The 17,229-nt window shown below is 67.5% G+C and carries 16 protein-coding genes; 5 read left to right on the forward strand and 11 right to left on the reverse strand.

Going from position 1 to position 17,229, the window contains the following annotated elements; genetic code table 11:
- Positions 1 to 30: 30 nt before the first annotated feature.
- The 6 genes from DAT35_RS16370 to DAT35_RS16395 all read right to left on the reverse strand — a co-directional run bounded on the left by DAT35_RS16370 (position 31) and on the right by DAT35_RS16395 (position 4,439).
- The gene (locus tag DAT35_RS16370; protein WP_108067973.1) at positions 31 to 519 is read right to left on the reverse strand and encodes a M17 family peptidase N-terminal domain-containing protein; all 489 of its coding nucleotides are present in this window, start codon (positions 517 to 519) and stop codon (positions 31 to 33) included.
- Positions 516 to 935 (reverse strand): transcription antitermination factor NusB, encoded by a 420-nt coding sequence (nusB, locus tag DAT35_RS16375; RefSeq protein WP_108067974.1) that lies wholly within the window; start codon positions 933 to 935, stop codon positions 516 to 518. Before nusB ends, DAT35_RS16370 begins: the two co-directional genes overlap by 4 nt.
- Positions 936 to 937: 2 nt before the next feature.
- Positions 938 to 1,429: a 6,7-dimethyl-8-ribityllumazine synthase gene (gene ribE / locus DAT35_RS16380; protein WP_108067975.1), complete on the reverse strand. Its 492-nt coding sequence runs from the start codon at positions 1,427 to 1,429 to the stop codon at positions 938 to 940.
- A 65-nt stretch (positions 1,430 to 1,494) separates the two neighbouring features.
- Complete coding sequence (gene ribB, locus DAT35_RS16385; RefSeq protein WP_369945780.1) at positions 1,495 to 2,697, reverse strand: 3,4-dihydroxy-2-butanone-4-phosphate synthase; 1,203 nt, start codon at positions 2,695 to 2,697, stop codon at positions 1,495 to 1,497.
- A gap of 26 nt (positions 2,698 to 2,723) precedes the next feature.
- A complete protein-coding gene (locus tag DAT35_RS16390; RefSeq protein WP_108067976.1) occupies positions 2,724 to 3,368 on the reverse strand; it encodes a riboflavin synthase in 645 nt (214 codons plus the stop codon).
- 156 nt (positions 3,369 to 3,524) lie between these two features.
- Entirely contained in the window at positions 3,525 to 4,439 is a 915-nt protein-coding gene (locus tag DAT35_RS16395; protein WP_108067977.1) for a LysR family transcriptional regulator, read from the reverse strand.
- Positions 4,440 to 4,610: 171 nt separating this feature from the next.
- On the opposite strand from DAT35_RS16395, the gene DAT35_RS16400 reads away from it, so the two are divergent.
- Positions 4,611 to 5,672 (forward strand): NAD(P)-dependent alcohol dehydrogenase, encoded by a 1,062-nt coding sequence (locus DAT35_RS16400; protein ID WP_108067978.1) that lies wholly within the window; start codon positions 4,611 to 4,613, stop codon positions 5,670 to 5,672.
- Positions 5,673 to 5,726: 54 nt separating this feature from the next.
- Here DAT35_RS16400 and DAT35_RS16405 read toward each other — a convergent pair whose 3' ends face one another.
- Complete coding sequence (locus tag DAT35_RS16405; protein WP_108067979.1) at positions 5,727 to 6,659, reverse strand: LysR family transcriptional regulator; 933 nt, start codon at positions 6,657 to 6,659, stop codon at positions 5,727 to 5,729.
- 140 nt (positions 6,660 to 6,799) lie between these two features.
- On the opposite strand from DAT35_RS16405, the gene DAT35_RS16410 reads away from it, so the two are divergent.
- The 3 genes from DAT35_RS16410 to DAT35_RS16420 all read left to right on the forward strand — a co-directional run bounded on the left by DAT35_RS16410 (position 6,800) and on the right by DAT35_RS16420 (position 10,117).
- Positions 6,800 to 7,528 carry an SDR family oxidoreductase gene (locus tag DAT35_RS16410; protein ID WP_108068417.1) on the forward strand — a complete coding sequence of 243 codons (729 nt, stop codon included), beginning with the start codon at positions 6,800 to 6,802 and terminating at the stop codon, positions 7,526 to 7,528.
- Positions 7,529 to 7,664: 136 nt separating this feature from the next.
- On the forward strand, positions 7,665 to 9,137 hold the full coding sequence (locus DAT35_RS16415; protein WP_108067980.1) for a circularly permuted type 2 ATP-grasp protein: 1,473 nt from the start codon (positions 7,665 to 7,667) through the stop codon (positions 9,135 to 9,137).
- On the forward strand, positions 9,134 to 10,117 hold the full coding sequence (locus tag DAT35_RS16420) for an alpha-E domain-containing protein (protein WP_108067981.1): 984 nt from the start codon (positions 9,134 to 9,136) through the stop codon (positions 10,115 to 10,117). The genes DAT35_RS16415 and DAT35_RS16420 overlap by 4 nt, the downstream gene beginning before the upstream one ends.
- A 53-nt stretch (positions 10,118 to 10,170) precedes the next feature.
- On the opposite strand, the gene DAT35_RS16425 is transcribed toward DAT35_RS16420, so the two are convergent.
- Positions 10,171 to 10,797 (reverse strand): pentapeptide repeat-containing protein, encoded by a 627-nt coding sequence (locus DAT35_RS16425; RefSeq protein WP_108067982.1) that lies wholly within the window; start codon positions 10,795 to 10,797, stop codon positions 10,171 to 10,173.
- 11 nt (positions 10,798 to 10,808) lie between these two features.
- A complete protein-coding gene (locus DAT35_RS16430) occupies positions 10,809 to 12,437 on the reverse strand; it encodes a hypothetical protein (protein ID WP_108067983.1) in 1,629 nt (542 codons plus the stop codon).
- A 255-nt stretch (positions 12,438 to 12,692) separates the two neighbouring features.
- Between DAT35_RS16430 and DAT35_RS16435 the strand changes: the two genes are divergently transcribed.
- Positions 12,693 to 14,459 (forward strand): class II glutamine amidotransferase, encoded by a 1,767-nt coding sequence (locus DAT35_RS16435; RefSeq protein WP_108067984.1) that lies wholly within the window; start codon positions 12,693 to 12,695, stop codon positions 14,457 to 14,459.
- Between the two features lie 32 nt (positions 14,460 to 14,491).
- Here DAT35_RS16435 and DAT35_RS16440 read toward each other — a convergent pair whose 3' ends face one another.
- Positions 14,492 to 15,895, reverse strand: a complete 1,404-nt coding sequence (locus DAT35_RS16440) for a hypothetical protein (RefSeq protein WP_108067985.1) — start codon at positions 15,893 to 15,895, stop codon at positions 14,492 to 14,494.
- A gap of 57 nt (positions 15,896 to 15,952) precedes the next feature.
- The gene (locus DAT35_RS16445; RefSeq protein WP_108067986.1) at positions 15,953 to 17,203 is read right to left on the reverse strand and encodes a cytochrome P450; all 1,251 of its coding nucleotides are present in this window, start codon (positions 17,201 to 17,203) and stop codon (positions 15,953 to 15,955) included.
- Between the last annotated feature and the right edge of the window lie 26 nt (positions 17,204 to 17,229).

Below are 17,229 nucleotides of genomic sequence, written 5' to 3' on the forward strand. Positions count from 1 at the left end.
TCGTAGCAGAACGACGGGCCCCGGCGAGCTTCAGCTCTTTTTCCCCGGCAAGCGGCGGGCCAGTTCCTTGTCCGCCAGGACGGCGACCGCCCTACCCTTGAAGTTGGGAAGGAACTTCTCCGTCAGAGCGGAAGCCCGGACGCCCTCGTCCAGGGAGCCCACCCCGGGGATCTCCAGGGCGACGGCCTCGACCCGGGCCTTGGCGAGCACCCGGCCGGCGTTGGCCAGCGCCTCCCCCAGCGAGGAGGCATCCAGGCCCCGGCGCTGCCCGAGCCCGATGATGAAGACGCGGGGCACGGAGAAGCGGCCGTCGGTGGGCATCAGGAGGGAGTCCTCGAGGGCGCCCACAAAGAAACCGGACTGGAGGATGCGCGACAGGGAGCCGCACATCCGCCAATCCACATAGCCGGCCGAGCCCGGCAGGGGACGGTCATCCTCGCCCACGAACAGACAGAGGGCGTCCACCCCCTGCAACGCGTCCAGGCCCTCGAGGCCGATATCGTAGGCGGTGACGTTCACTGCTTCCCCAGGGCCGCGGCCACGCGGTCCAACAGTCCGTTGACGAAGGCGCTGGACTCCTCGGTGCCGAAGTTCTTGCCCAGCTCCACGGCCTCGTTGATGGACACCTTCTTGGGGATGTCCGGGCGGTACTTCAGCTCGAAGACACCCAGGCGCAGCACGTTGCGGTCGATGCGCGACATCCGGTCCAGCCGCCAGTTGTGGCTGTGCTGCTCGATGAGCCGGTCGATCTCCGCGCGGTGGGACTGGACGCCCTCGACGAGTTCCCGGGCGAACTTCACCGCCTCGGGCTCCTTGTGGGCCTCCTCGGTGGCGGCCCACGCGGCCTCCAGGGCGTCGGGGATGGAGCCCGGCGTCATCTCCAACTGGTAGAGCGCCTGCAAGGCGCGCTCTCGAGCCGTTCTGCGTGCACCCATGGCTAGCCCTTCTTTCCGTCCGTCAGGGTGGCCAGTCTGGCGTGGAGATTGACCATCTCGATGCAGGCGACGGCGGCCTCCGCGCCCTTGTTGCCGGCCTTCACACCGGCCCGGTCGATGGCCTGCTCCACCGTGTCGCACGTCAGTACGCCAAAGGTGACGGCCGCCTGGGAGGTGAAGGCCACCTGGCCAATTCCCTTGGCGCACTCGCCCGCCACGTAGTCGAAGTGCGGGGTGCCCCCGCGGATGACGGCACCCAGGGTGATGATGCCCGCATAGGAGCGCGTCTCCGACACGCGCCGAGTCAGCGCCGGCAGCTCATAGGTGCCGGGGCAGCGGAAGACGTCGATGTCGCCGTCGGCCACTCCGTGGCGTACCAGCGTGTCCACCGCGCCCTTCACCAGCTCCTCGGTGATGAATGCGTTGAAGCGGGCCACGCAGATGGCAAAGCGGCCCTTGGGGGGAAGAAAGTCACCTTCGATGTAGCGAGGCATGTGCGGCCCCTCTCTACACCAGCCATGGGGCTGGCGTCCCTACGGAGTTTTCCAGGCTGCTACCTTCAGGACGCCTTCCGGCGCCGGGGAGGGCGGCGCGCGGCCAGCCGCCGTGCCGGCTCCGCGGACAGGGTGAGCGGAATCTGCTCCACCACTTCCAGCGAGTAGCTCTCCAACCCCACGATCTTCTTGGGATTATTGGTGAGCAGACGCAGCCGGGACAGCCCCAGGTCCTTGAGGATCTGGGCTCCCACGCCGAACTCGCGCAGGCGTGTCTGGTCGTTGTTGCCCGGGATGGACTCCTCGTTGGAGACGTGGGTGCAGCGCAGCCGGTTCTTCGCGGGCACGTCGCGCTGGAGGAAGACGACCACGCCGCGGCCCTCCTCCTGGATGCGCTGGAGGGCCTGCTCGAGCTGGCTGCCGCAGTCGCACCCGGCGCTCCCCAGCAGGTCCCCCACCAGGCAGGCCCGGTGGACGCGGGTGAGCACGGGCTCGCGGCCGGAGATGTCCCCCTTCACCAGGGCCACGTGCACCGCGCTGTCCACGTCGCTGCCGTAGGTGTAGGCATGGAAGGTGCCCTGCCCCCGGCGCTCCAGCTTCGCCTCGCCGATGCGCTTGACCAGCCGCTCGCGATCCAGGCGGTAGCGGATGATGTCGGCCACGGACAGCAGCACCATCTTGTGCTTCCGGGCGAACTTCACCAGGTCCGGCCGGCGGGCCATGGTCCCGTCGGGGTTCATGATCTCGCAGATGACGCCGGCGGGCTCCAGGCCGGCCAGGCGCGCCAGGTCCACGCTGCCCTCGGTCTGACCGGTGCGCACCAGCACCCCGCCATCGCGAGCGCGCAGGGGGAAGACGTGGCCGGGACGCGCCAGGTCGCTCGGCTTCGCGTTGGAGGCCACCGCGACCTTGATGGTGTGGGCCCGGTCCGCGGCGGAGATGCCGGTGGAGACGCCGTGGGACGCCTCGATGGAGACGGTGAAGGCCGTCTGGAAGGACGAGGTGTTGTCCTGCACCATCAGCGGCAGGTTGAGCCGGCGGAGGCGCTGGTCGGTAAGTGACAGGCAGATGAGCCCGCGGCCGTGGGTGGCCATGAAGTTGATGGCGTCCGGGGTCACCTTCTCCGCCGCCATGACGAGGTCTCCCTCGTTCTCACGGTCTTCGTCGTCGGTGAGGATGACCATCCGGCCCTTGCGGATCTCCGCGAGCGCCCGCTCCACCAGGGTGATGCTGTCCGTCTCGTGCTGCCTGCCGCGCGCCATCGCCATAGGTGCTCCTGGCCTTTCCTTCACAATCAACCGCCGAAACCAGCCGCCTTGATGACTGCCTCGGTGAGCCCACCGCCCGGGCCCTGGCGCAGTGACACCAGCCGCGCCACGTATTTGCCAATCATGTCCCCTTCCAGGTTCACCCGCGCGCCTACCGCCTTGGCCTGCAGCGTGGTGCGCTCCTGCGTCTCGGGGATGAGCTGCACGCTGAAGCGGTCCACCCCCACCGAGTTCACGGTGAGGCTGATGCCGTCGATGGCCACCGAGCCCTTCTCGATGAAGAACGGGGCCAGCTCCTCGGGAAGCCGGAAGACCATCACCCACGAGCCACCCTCGGGCCGGGTCTCCAGCACCTCGCTGACGGCGTCCACGTGGCCGCTCACGAGGTGGCCGCCCAACCGGTCGCCCAGGGCCAGTGCCCGCTCGAGGTTGACGCGCGAGCCGGGCTGCAAGCCCCCCAGGGTGGTGCGCCGGAGCGTCTCCGGAGCCGCCTGGACGCGGAACGAGTCCCCTGCGCGCTCCACCACGGTGAGGCAGGCGCCATCCACCGCGATGGACTCGCCGAGCGCGAAGTCCTTGGCGCCCAGCGCCGTGCGAATCCATACGTCCATCATCCCGCCGGGGATGAGACGCTCGACCACGCCGATGTCCTGGATGAGTCCCGTGAACATTTCGGGCTGGCTTATAACGGATTCAGGCCCGGCGATCCGCTGCCAAGCCCTCCGCCCTCCCCTACCCGGCAGGCGGGCTCACGGGAGCCATCATGGCCCCCTATCGCCCAAGTCCGCGAAAACGCGGCCCGAAACGGGGCCGGAGACGAGGAAACCTCATGTGTTCTTCTTCGGGTTCGCCGTCACCTCCCGGGCGGTATCCATGAAGGCCCGGAAGGCGGGCGAGACCTGGGCCCGGCTCGGAAAATAGAGGAAGAACCCGGGCACCAACGCCGCATAGGGCTCGAGCACCAGGCGCAAGCTGCCGTGCTTCAGCTGAGGGAGCACACTCGGCTCGAAGGCATAGGTGAGCCCGAGGCCCGCCTCGGCCATCGCGACCATGATCGTCTCGGTGTTGGCCGCGATGCTCCCACTCACCGGGACGCGCCAGCTCTTCTTTCCCCGCTCGAACTCCCAGGGATACAGGGCCCCCGTCGTGGGCGAGCGGTAGCAGATGCAGTCATGCGCGAGCAGATCCTTGGGCTTCTCGGGCGTGCCCCTGCGTTCGAGGTAGGACGGCGCGCCCACCACGACGAACCGGAACGCCTCCGTCAGCCGCACGTGCACCATGTCCCGCTCGAGAAACTCCTCGAGACGGATGCCCGCATCGAAGCCCTCCGCCACGATGTCCGCCCGACGGTTCTCGACCTGGATGTCCACCTCCACTCTCGGGTAGCGCGCGTGGAATCGGGGCAGTACGGGCGTGATGACGAGCGGCACGGCGATCTCCGGCACGGTGAGACGGACCTTGCCCGTCACCTCTCCCGTCCGGGCCGCCGCGGCCTTCATCGCCTCGAGGGCCTGGTTGACCGCCGGGCCCGCCTGCTCGAACAGGAGCCGGCCCGCCTCGGTGAGCGCCACGCTCCTCGTGGTGCGCGAGAGCAGGGGCACGCCGAGCCGCGCCTCAAGCTGGCGAACGGACTGGCTCAGGGCCGACGGGGAGATGCGCAACTCCGACGCGGCGGCGGCGAAGCTGCGGCGCCGGGCCACCGCGAGGAAGGCGTTCAGGGCGTTGAGCGGGGTGAAGGCCATTCTGAAGATTTACTACATGGCGCGTTCGCATTCTGCCTGTTTCACACGCCGGACTCCGGATGCATAAAGACGTTCGAGGTCGGCGCGAGAAGCATCTCAAGCCCACGAAGGCGGAGCACTCGCACCACCGGGCTGGACCCGATTTCACGCAACCCCCGAACGGAGTACCCGATGCTGAAGACTTCCGCCTATGCCGCTCCTTCCGCGACGAAGCAGCTGGCGCCCATCTCCATCGAGCGGCGCGAGCCCGGCCCGCATGACGTGCTCATCGACATCCTTTATTGCGGTGTCTGCCACTCCGACATCCACCAGGTCCGCGACGAGTGGGGCGGCGCGATCTTTCCCATGGTGCCGGGTCACGAGATCGTCGGCCGTGTGAAGCAGGTCGGCCAGCACGTCACCAAACTCAAGGTCGGTGACATCGCGGGCGTCGGATGCATGGTCGACTCCTGCCGCGACTGCGCTTCGTGCAAGGGCCACATCGAGCAGTTCTGCGAGAAGGGCGTCGCCTTCTCCTACAACAGCACGGAGATGGACCGGAAGACGCCGACCTACGGCGGCTACTCGTCGCAGATCGTCGTCGACGAGCACTTCACGCTGAAGGTCCCGGCCGGGCTCGATCCCGCCGCCGCGGCCCCGCTCCTGTGCGCGGGCATCACGACGTACTCGCCGCTGCGCCAGTGGAACTGCAAGAAGGGCGACCGCGTGGGCGTGGTGGGCCTGGGCGGGCTCGGCCACATGGCCGTCAAGTTCGCCGTGTCGATGGGCGCCGAGGTGACGATGCTCAGCACCTCGCGCTCCAAGGAGGCCGACGCGCGCCGACTGGGGGCACACGCCTTCGAGAGCACGAAGGACGAGGCCACCTTCCAGAAGCTGGCCGGCCGCTTCGACCTCATCATCAACACCATCTCGGCCCCGCACGACTACAACAAGTACCTGGGCATGCTGCGCCCCCAGGGCGCGATGGTCATCGTCGGCGTCCCTCCGGAGCCGACGCCCGTCGCCGCGTTCTCCCTCATCGGGGGGAACAAGCGGCTCGCCGGCTCGATGATCGGAGGCATCGCCGAGACGCAGGAGATGCTCGACTACTGCGCCAAACACAACATCGTGTCGGACATCGAGATCATCCCCATCCAGAAGATCAACGAGGCCTATGAGCGGATGATGCGGGGCGATGTGCGCTACCGCTTCGTCATCGACATCGCCTCGCTGAAGGAGCCCGCTCGCACCTGAGCCGGCTGCGGGGCTCACTTGTTCACCCGGGCGCGGCTCAGGCCCGCTCGCGGGCTACCGGCGGGACTTCTTCGCGCGCACGCCACGCTCCCACTCGGGCGGCGTCCCGAAGCGCTCGGCGAGGAAGTCGACGAAGCTGCGGACCTTGGCCGAGAGATGGCGGCCTTGTGGATAGACGGCGTAGATCGCGGCCTCCGCCGGCACATGACCGGGCAGGAGGGGCACCAGACGGCGCGCGGCGAGGTCCTCCCCCACGATGAAGGTCGGCGCGAGGGTGATTCCCAGCCCGCGAAGCGCGGCCACCCGCAGCAGCTCGCCGTTGCTCGCCGTCAGACGTCCGCTGACGCTCACCGACTCCTCGTCGCCCCCAGGCCCGATGAACCGCCACTCTCCCGGCGTGGCTCGGTAGGTGTATTCGAGGCACTGGTGGTGCACGAGGTCCGCCGGGGCCGACGGTGCTCCGAAGCGCTTGACATAGGACGGTGCGGCACAGAGTACGGAACGGCTCGGCGCGAGGCGCCGCGCGACAAGGCTCGAGTCCGCGAGCGTCCCGATGCGGATGGCGACATCGAAGCCCTCCTCGATGAGGTCGACCTTGCGGTCATTGAGCGTGATGTCGATGGCCATCTCCGGATAGGCCACGAGATAGTCGGAGATCGCGGGTGACAGATGCCGGATGCCGAAGGTGATCGGCGCGTTGACCCGGAGGCGTCCTCGCGGTGTCACCTGCAGGGCGGCGGCAGCGGACCTCGCCTCCTCCACCTCCTCGAGGATCCGGACACAGCGCGCGTGGAAGCCCGCGCCCACCTCCGTCAATCCGAGCCGCCGCGTCGTGCGCTCGAGCAACCGGGAGCCCAGCCAGTCCTCCAGCGCTCGGATGTGATGGCTGACACCCGCCGGAGACATCCCGAGCTCACGCCCCGCCTTCGACAGGCTGCCGCTGGCGACCACCCTGACGAACACCGCCATGCTCTGGAACCGGTCCATTCACTCCCCATCTTTCAACAGGACTTAAAGGTCCTTCGAAATCCGGGGTGATTATCAAGCGCTTCGAGACAGTGCATCTGTTGCTCATCAACCGGGGGGCACGTCGGAGCCGACGGCCCCTCTTCCTGATGGAGCAGGAGATGAGCCGACTTTCAGGACGTGTGGCATTGGTGACGGGCGCATCGCGTGGCATCGGCCGGGCGATCGCGGAACGGCTGGCGCGTGACGGCGCGTCCGTCGCGGTCAATTACGTGAAGAACCAGGACAAGGCCGAGGCGCTCGTCGCGGCCATCACGAAGGCGGGAGGCAAGGCCATCGCCATCCAGGCCGACGTCACCCGCCACGAGGACGTGAAGCGGCTCTTCGACGAGACCGAGCGCCGTCTGGATCGCCCGAGCATCATCGTGGCCAACGCTGGCGCCCTTTTCGTACGACCGTTCGCCGAAATGACCGATGCCGATTTCGACACCGGCTTCGCGGTCAACGTCCGCGGAACCTTCCTCACCTTCATCGAGGCCGCGCGGCGGGTTCCAGAGGGCGGACGCGTCATCGGCTTCTCGACCAACCTGACGCTCCGGGGACGGCCGGAGCTGGGCCTGTACCAGGCGGGAAAAGCCGCGATCGAACAGTTCGTGAAGACCATGGCCAAGGAGCTCGGGCCCCGGAGGATCACCGTGAACGCGGTGGCGCCGGGCCCCACGGATACCGAGATGTTGCTGCCCAAGGCCCGCGAGGAGCCGCCCCGGGTGACCCCGCTCGGCCGGATCGGACAGCCGGAGGAGATCGCGGATGTGGTCGCGTTTCTCGCCTCGGACGACGCGCGCTGGGTCACCGGACAGGTCATCGGCGCCAACGGCGGCATCGTCTGAGCGAAAGCGCCAGCCGCGAGGGACACCCACTCCGCAGGTGACCTTCACCCCACCTACCCGACCCACCGAAACTTGACGCGAGGCGTCGTAAATTCTCCGAATCCGTGATATTCTCGACACTGGAGGTAGCCACGCGATGCGGAGACTCCTCGTTCCTGGACTTTTCGAGGGTTATGGGACCCCACCCGGAACCTTCGATGAGCTGATCGGCCCCGGTGGAATACCCCGGCCGGATTTCCTCCGCCTGATGGAGCAGCTGGGCGGGCGGACCGCTGAGGACTTCGCCCGCCTGCAGGGGCTCGCCGAACGGGCCCTGCTCAACCAGGGCGTCACTTTCTCCGTGTACTCGGACCGGCGCGGGACGGAGCGCATCTTCCCCTTCTGCCTCATCCCTCGCGTCATCTCGGCGGCGGACTGGGCGCACCTGGAGCGGGGCCTCGAGCAGCGCGTGCGTGCGCTCGGCGCGTTCCTGGATGACGTCTATGGCGAGCAACGCCTGCTGACCGAGCGGCCCGAGATGCGGGACATCGTCCTCGACACCCCGCTCTACCTGCCCCGGCTGCGCGGGGTGCGCCCCGCCGGCGGCGTGCGCATCCACATCGGGGGCATCGATCTGGTGCGGGATGGCCGGGGCACGTACCGGGTGCTCGAGGACAACCTGCGCACCCCCTCGGGCGTGTCGTATCTGATGGAGAGCCGCATCCTCTCCAAGCGCGTGCTCCCCGAGGTGCTGGAGCAGGCGCGGGTGCGCCGGGTGGACCACTATCCGGCTCGGTTGGCGGAGACACTGCGAGCCGTCTCTCCGGAGGATCCGGAGCGCTCCACCATCGTCGTGCTCACCCCGGGCCCGTACAACTCCGCCTACTTCGAGCACAGCTTCCTGGCACGCACCATGGGCGTGGAGCTGGTGCACGGCGCGGACCTGTTCGTGGAGGACGAGCGGGTCTTCGTGCGCACCACCCGAGGGCCCCGCCGCGTGCACGTCATCTACCGGCGCATCGACGATGCCTTCCTGGATCCGGAGGCCTTCCGCCCGGACAGCCTGCTGGGAGTCCCCGGGTTGATGAGGGCCTGGGCGGCGGGCAACGTGGCCCTGGCCAACGCCCCGGGCAATGGCGTGGCGGATGACAAGGCGGCGTATGCCTTCGTGCCGGAGTTCATCCGCTACTACCTGGGCGAAGAGCCCATCCTGGAGCAGGTGCCCACGTACCTGTGCGCTCGCGAGGAGGATCGCCGCTACGTGCTCGAGCACCTGGAGGAGCTGGTGGTGAAGACGGTGGACGAGGCCGGCGGCTACGGCATGTTGATGGGGCCGCAGTCCACCCGAGAGGAGCGCGAGGACTTCCGCCGGCGCATTCTCGCCACGCCCCGGAAGTACATCGCGCAGCCACGAGTCGAGCTGTCCACCTGCCCCACCTGGGACGCGGCCTCGCGCCAGGTCGTCCCCCGCCGCGTGGATTTGCGGCCCTATGTTCTCACTGGCCCTCAGGGGCCCTGGGTGCTCCCCGGAGGGCTGAGCCGAGTGGCCCTGCGTGCCGGCTCGTACGTCGTCAACTCCAGCCAGGGTGGTGGCTCCAAGGACACCTGGGTCCAGAAGGAGACGGAATGATTGCCCGCATCGCCGAGCACTGCTTCTGGCTGGGGCGCTACCTGGAGCGCGCCGAGAGCACCGCGCGGGTGTTGCAGATGACGGGCCAGCTCGCCCTGGACGCGGAGATTCCGCCGGAGCAGTGCTGGATGCCGGCGCTGGCCATCTTCGGCGAGCGCGACACCTTCGCCGCCCGGCACGGCGCCCGAGCCGAGGCGGACGGAGAGGACGTGCAGCAATTCCTCACATGGGACGAGGACAACGCCTCCAGCCTGGTGAGCACTCTGCTGGCCGCGAGGAACAACGCCCGCACCATCCGCGAGGTGGTGAGCCGCGAGTGCTGGGAGGTGACGAACGAGCTGTACCTGTGGCTGGTGGGCGAGGCGGGCCGGGCCGAGTACACGCACTCGCGCTTCGGCTTCTACCAGCACATCCGCCGGATGGTGCAGCTGTGCCTGGGGCTGTTCCGCAGCACCATGCTGCACGACACACCCCTGGACTTCATCTGGCTGGGAGTGCTGCTGGAGCGGGTGGGGCAGACGGCGCGGTTGCTGGACGTGCACCACCACGTCTTCTCGCGAGTGGGGCCCGGACACCGGGTGGTGGAGACGGCGCTGTGGCTGTCCCTGCTGAGGGCCTGCTCCGGCTTCGAGCCCTTCATGAAGAGTTACTCGGGGAAGGTGACGGGTGACGCGGTGGCGGCGTTCCTGCTGTTCGAAGCCCGCTTTCCGCGCTCGGTGCGCTACTGCCTGGAGTCCTCGCACCGCTACCTGCGCCAGCTCTGTCCGCCCGGGACCCAGGGCCAGCCAGGACAGGAGAGCCTGGCCCGCATCGCGCCCCTGCTGGAGCGGCTGCGCCCCGAGGAACTGGCGGCGCCGGGCGCAACAGTGCACGCGCTGCTGACGCACGTGGTGGAGGAGACGGCGGCCCTGTGCGAGCTCATCTCCCGGGAGTACTTCGGCACGCCCATGACGCCAGTCACCCAGGCAATGGCCCGGTAGAGTCGCGGTCCCGGCGCGAGGGCGAGGCCCCGCGCGACCTCGGCACTGCCCCGTCAGTAGACGATGCAGTCGAACTTCTCGATGACGGCCCGGAGTTCTTCCTCTGTGGTCTCCATACGTCTGGCTATCGAAGGAGCGTGATAGGTCAACGACCTGGTAGGAGCCGGTTGGGTGTGAAGCTCCTCCACGGTAATACGTCCAAAGCGGCCCGGCCACTTGACGCCGCGTAGCTCGGGAGCCCGGCGAATCGGATCAAGGAAGGTGAAGCAGGGCCACTTGGGAAAGCGAATGGTGGCAGGATCAGAGCCCATGATGCGGCAGCCATCCAGGCGGGCCTCGGTGAAGTCGCAATCCTCGATGGAGCCGTGCCCCGCCCTCTCCGAATAGCTGGGCCAGTGCCCAAAATCGCAGCCCGTCAGCCGCCCCTTGAACCGACAGCCCTTCAGGGAGGCGAACACCCAATCCTGGTGGTTCTTCAACTCCTGCTTCACCTCGAAGGTGCAGTCGATGAACCTCGTTCCCTGATCGAAGATCAGGTTCCTGCCGGAGACCTTCAGGACGAGGGTGCAATTCCTGAATGTCACGTTGGAGCCAAGAAAATAGAGCGAGCCTTTGTCGGTCAGCTCCAGCCGCTCGTTTTCGATCTCCCGGTCCTCGTAGAAGACCTTGTTGTAGAGCATCTGCAGCCCTCTCAGAAGGTGAGCATCCGGAAGAACTCGCCCGCCATGCGCCTGCCATGCCGCGCCAGATTCGACTCCGTGCCAGAGAGAATCTCGTACTTGTAGCCTCCAGGGACTTCCACATCGACTCCCTTGTTCCGGCTGAAGTTGTAGAGATGCTTGAACTGGCGGGACACCTCGTTTTCTACAAAGCGCCCCCGGGCCTCGCGCTCCAGCAGCCGCGCCAGCCAATACTCGCCGCTGTCCCTAGCACTTTTGATGGCCTCTTTCTCCGCGTCCGAAAGCCTGTGGGGCCCCCACTTCTCCGCGGCTTTGGTGACAGCCTCCTGCAGCATGTCGCCCACCTTGTCGTCGGCGGGAATATCCGCGGCTGACTTGCCACGTGGCAGGTGCCAGCGCTGGCCGTCGCTGAGTTCTACCTGCCGGTTGCCGCCCCGGTGACGGATGACGGTCTCGGCGGAGCGGCCCCCAGGGGCCATTTCCCCTCCACCCACCCGCCCCTTCTTGAGCATCACCACGGCCATGGGGCCCTGCGGAGAGGTGGCCACCGTCTCCGCTGCCGCCACAGCCTTGGCCAGGGCCCCCTCCGATGCGAGCGCGGCCTCCGTGACTTCCAGGCTCCCCATGACAGCGGCACCGCCCTGCGCTTCGAACTGCGCTCCCGCGAGGTTGAATCGCGGAAGCGACTTCACCCGCGCCACCACCTGCCCCAGCGTGTGTCCGGCGAGTGTGGACACCGCGAGAATCATGGCCCGAGCCGCGTCCTCGCCCAGCACCTTGCTGAACTCCGCGCCCGCCGCGCGCAGCTCCTCGAAGGTGGTGGCGTGGTACGCCGTGTCGGCCATCCGAGCCCAGCCGTCCATCAGCTCGTACACCGTCTTGAGGCCCAGGTAGCCCATCAGGATGAGAGTCATGCCGGCGGCCAGGGCCTTGGTCGTCGGCTCGGGCACCACCCACATCATGCAGTAGAGGGCGACCGTCCAGACGACCATGGAGACGAGCGCTCGCACGTCCAGCAGCTCGCGTCCCAGCGCTGCACGCGTCTCGTCGAGCACGTTGCCGAAGGCAAGGGCCAGGGCCAGCGTGCGCCGGTCGTCCGTGCGCAGGTACGGGTCATCGTCCAGCAGGCCCAGGCAGTCGCCGCCTCCCCGGGGTTCACACCACTTGAGGTACTTCTCCTTGAGGGCTTGTTCGGCCTGGGGAGTGAGAACAACGAGGCCCTCCTGGCGCTCGAGTATCCAGGTGACGCCCTCGCCGCGGTGCTGCTCCAGCTTCCAGTAGCCCGTCGCTGCCACCTTGGAGTCGTCGGGTGTCGTCCCCAAGAGGCTCAGCAACTCATGGGCGGCCTGCCGTGGCGTCTTGTGCTTCAACTGCACGTCGCGGGAGAGGCGCAGGACGGCCTGCTGGAACTCGGCCCTGGGAATGGGCACCGGCCGGGTGGCGACGGCGCCGGGTTCCATGAAGTCCACGACGTACTCCGTGGCGGACTCGAGGCCGGGCTCCGAACGGTAGTCCACGAAGCTGCCCCGTGGGGTGCTCGTGGCACACGCGAACTGGAAGAGGACGATGAGGGCCCAGGCGCCAAAGCAGGGGCCCAGACGCGCGCCTGTAAGGCGAGCGCCAAGAAGACGGGTGGACACGGCGCACCTCCCGGAAGCGACGCGGCCTGAACGCCGTCGCTCTGGAATCACACGGAAATGAGAGTGCGTCCGTCAAGCCATGTCCAGTCACGATGGAGGACCGTTAAAAGGAGGTGCCCTCCGTGGTGGCGACGACCTTCTACGCACCCGCCGAGGCGAAGCGCTCCGGGACGACCGAGGAAGCGCTCCAGGCGGCACTCGAGAGGTTCGACTTCATCGTCCACGGAGAGGAAGAACGGGCTAGAGTCACGCACCATGCTCAACCTGCTCGCGCTGTCCTTCGAGGGAGAGCTCGCCCCCAGCCTGGATCTGCAGTGTCTGTCTCCCGGACGCAAACCGCCGGATGGCTGGGGTGTGGGCTACTACCCGGGAAGCGAGCCCGCGGCCACCGTGCTCAAGGAGGCTGCGCCCCAGCCGGGAGGCATCCGCAGCGAGCTGGTCCGGACGTGGGAGACACTCGAGTCCTCCATCTTCCTGCTCCACCTGCGCTCGGCCACCTGGGGCCCCATCACCGAGGCCAACACCCAGCCCTTCTGCCGCAGTGCCTGGGGACGCGACTGGCTCATGGCCCACAGTGGCAGCCTGGAACAGCGTCTGCCCTCGCTCCCCGGCGCGCACTTCGAGCCCGTGGGTTCCACCGACTCGGAGGCCCTCTTCTGCCGCCTGCTGGACTGGATGCAGCAGCAGGGCTGGCGCAGCCTCGGCGACGTGGATGCGCCCCGGCTCCGTGACTGGCTCGACGAGATGAACGGCCTGGGGCCCCTCACCCTCGTCCTCTCGGACGGGAGGGACCTGTGCCTCTACGCGGACCGGACCGGCGCCACCCACTGCTGGCTGTGGCAGGTGTCCCCGCCCTATGAGCGGCTCATCCTGGGCGACTCGGACCTGACCCTGGACCTGACGCGGCGCGGAGCCAAGAGCCGCAAGGGCGTCATCGTCAGCACCCAGCCCCTGGAGTCGCGCACGGAAGTGCCGGCGAACTGGACGCAGGTCCCCCCGAGCACCCTGGTGATGGTGCGCCAGGGCGCCATCCGCGCCGAAGTGCTGCCACCCAGCACCCAGGCAAAGGAGGCACCCAAGCCCGCGCTCGCCGCCGAGTTCGAGGCCCGCCGCCGCCTGCGCCGCCCTCCAGAGGCTCCCATCCGGGTGATGGACGTGCGCCATCGCACCGTCTACCGCTACGCGCGGCCGGTGGAGCGCAGCGCGCATCTGCTGCGGCTCACGCCCATGCATGATCGGCTGCAGACCCTGCTCTCACACGAGGTGACGCTGTCCGCGGGGACGACGCGCGCCGAGTACGACGACGTCTTCGGCAACCGGGTGCGCCGCGTGCTCGTGGAGACGCCCTATACGGAGCTGGTGCTCGAGGCGCACTCGCGCGTGGAATTGCTGGACACGGATCCCCTGGGCTACCACCCGCTCCGGATGCGCTCCACCCTGCCCCTGGTGTGGATGCCGTGGCAGAGCAACATGCTCCAGCCCTACCTGCTGCCGCCCGAGCTTCCCGACACCCAGTTGGAGGAGCTGCTCGAGTACGCGATGAGCTTCGCGCGCCGCAACGACTTCGATCTGCTGGACACGCTGCTGGACATGAACTTCAGCATCTACAAGGAGTACCGCTACGAGCAGGGGACGACGACGCTGAACACCACCCCCTTCGACGTGTACTCGTCGCGCCGGGGCGTGTGCCAGGACTTCGCCAACGTCTTCATCTGCCTGGCCCGCCTGCTCGGGGTGCCCGCGCGCTACGTCTGCGGCTACCTCTACACCGGCCCCAAGCATGCCAACACCGCGCAGGCCGAGGCCTCGCACGCCTGGGTCCAGGTGTATCTCCCCGAGGTCGGCTGGAAGGGCTTCGATCCGACCAACGGCATCCTCACCCAGACGCACCACGTGCGCGTCGCGGTGGGACGGCAGTACTCGGACGCCACGCCCAACACGGGCACCATCTATCTGGGCGGCGGCTCCGAGAAGCTCGAGGTCTCCGTGCGCTGCGAGCCGGTGACGCCTGGTTCGGAATGACGAACCAGGCGCGGCCCGCCCCGTGAAACCGGTCAGAGCCCCGGAGCGTTCACCAGGGTGACGGAGAGCCTGCTCCGGCCGAAGTCATAGGTGAACGAGCCCGACGTGGCGCCCACCGAGTAATACGACTCCGGGGACATGAGCCACTCATCCCCGCTGCCCGAGTCCCAGTCCATCACCCGGATGCGGAACGTGGGGGCCTGGGTCTTGATCGTATAGAAGCGGTTGCGCGGCATCCTCCCGGCCAGGCTGTGCCACGTATTCATGGCGGGGTTCTGCCACACCCACGACACCTGGGCGCCGCTGTCCCCGTCGACGATGCCATCCCCGTAACCGTCATGGGTGTCCGAGCCCCTGCCATCGCTGAAGAAGAGATTGAAGTACGGATCCGACAGGTCGCCGCTGCCGTCCTGATTCGACGCGATGTAGAGCGAGTTCAGGGTGATCTCCACCGCGTAGGGATTGCACTCGAAGTCGCGCGAGAAGCTGGTGCTGGTCTTGAAATAGCGGCTGATCAGATGGGCGGGATCGAACGCCAGCTCACCGGCGAAGACGGGCCCGTCATCCTTGTCATCCCAGCCCCAGGGAGCGTTGGCCGAGTTGCTGGAGCACGTCTTCCCGCTCGAGCCGCAGCCGCCACCGGTGTCACCCCGGAAGGAGCCAAAGTTGGCGAAGGTGTTGGAATCGAAGCGGTGGTCCCAGAGCCCGCCGGACTCGAAGATGTCGATGAGCTGGTAATAGGCGGTCGGCTGCGAATTGCCGCTGGAGGGCGTCGCGGGAGCGGTGGCCGTCTCGTACCCGAGATAGGGTTTGGACGGGTAGTACCAGAGGCCATCGCCATCCTGCACGTGGCTGCCGCCATAGGCATACAGGCCGTGGCCCTTCGCCTCCTGATACGTCATGGGGTGGCCGCTCGAGAGCAGGAGCGAGCCATCGATGTCCTCGTTGTTGGCGGAGAAGTGGGTGCCGCCCGGCGCATAGCTGTAGTGGTCGGAATGCGCGACGGTGACGGCGCCCTCCAGTTGCCCGTACTGGGTGCCATCCCGGTAGACGGCCACGAGCAGTCCTTCCAGGTCGTTCTCGTGCTCCTGGTCGAGCACCGTGTCTGTCCAATCCTGCGGATGGTAGAAGGCATACAGGATGTACCAGTGCGTCGGCGTGCTCGTGACGCTGTAGTACACGTAGGGGAGCGGATTGCTGGTCAGCGCCTCCGCCGCCTCCCAGTTGTCGTTGCTGATCCAGTCCCCATCGAAGTCGATCCGCGACAGCATGTCCGAGCGGTACTTCGAGGAGTCGGCGTCCTGGTGGTGGACGGGGGCATAGCGCCACGCCAGGTCGCGGTTGGACGTGGCATTACAGGCCGCCGCCTCGGACTCCAGAGGGACGGCGGCCACGGCGAACAACAGGGGAAGAACCAGACGGATTCGTATGAGCATGAACCTCAACCTAACTCCAACCCGGATTCCGGGTGAAGCCACGAATCCGTGATTTTGTCATTCCGGACGGAGACGGACCTCGAGTGACTCGATGCGTCGGATGACGGGGTGCGGCCCGAACGAGACCGGCTTCACGAGCTTCATCTCCGGGAAGCGCTGCAGGAGCGCGCCCACGGCGAGCTGGACCTCGAGCCGCGCCAGGTTCGCGCCGATGCAGTAGTGGGCCCCGTGGCCGAACGCGATGCTCGCGTTCGTGTTGCGCCGGACGTCGAAGACCTCGGCCTTGTCGAACGCGGCCTCGTCGCGCAACGAGCTGCCCAGCATGATCAGGGCCATCTGCCCCTTTTTGATCGTCACCCCACTGAGCTCCACGTCCTCGAGGGCGTAGCGCGCGATCCCCATCTTCCCGAAGTTGTCGTAGCGAAGCACCTCCTCGATCAGGTTCTTGACGAGCTCGGGCTCGGCCTTCACCTGCGCGAGCACCTCGGGCCGGCTCAGGAGGTGATAGACCGTGAAGCCGATCAGGTGGATGGTGGTCTCGAAGCCCCCCACGATGAGGCTGGACACCAGCGAGAGCAGCTCGGCCGTGTTGAGCCTGTCGCCCTGCTCCTCGGTCTGGATGAGGGTGGTGAGGATGTCGTTCTCCAGGGGATTGCGGCGCCGATCCTCGATCGTCTCGCGGACCAGGGCGACTCCCTCGCGGATGTCCGCGCGCAGGGTCTCCACCTCCGGCCCCTGGAGCAGACCGGGGATGAAGGTCTTGACCGCGGCCTCCGTGAACCGCTGGAACAGTGCCTCACGTCCCTTCGGCATCTTCAGCATGGAGCCGATCACGCGCGCCGGAATGAGATCCGCGATGTCCGTGATCACATTGACCGTCCCCTTCGCCTCGGCGACCGAGAGGAGCTCGTCGACGATGCTCTGGATCTCCGGCCGCAGCCGCTCGATGGCGCGCGGGGTGAGCGCCGGGCTGACGAGCTTGCGCACCCGCACATGATCCTGATTGGCCAGCGAGAGCAACGAGTGCTTGTTCAACTCCGCGAGCTCCGGGACGAGCGCGGCAGTGCCCATCACCGACGCGAGCTCCCACTCGTTCCGGTCGCTGGTGAACCGCTTGCTGTCGCGGAGTATGGCGACAGCGTCCTCGTAGCGGCTGATCAGCCAGCCACGGCCCTGTTCCCAATAGCCGATGGGCGTCTGCGTCCGCAGCTTCTCGAACGCGGGATAGGGATTCGCGTCGAAACCGGGCGCGTACGGGTTGAAGTCAGCGGTGGGCCGGGCCTGATGATGGTTGTCGGGATGCAACATCGACCTGCTCCTGGGGTGAGGGGAAA

It is taken from the genome of Vitiosangium sp. GDMCC 1.1324 (genome assembly GCF_003044305.1).
Taxonomy (GTDB): Bacteria; Myxococcota; Myxococcia; order Myxococcales; family Myxococcaceae; genus Archangium.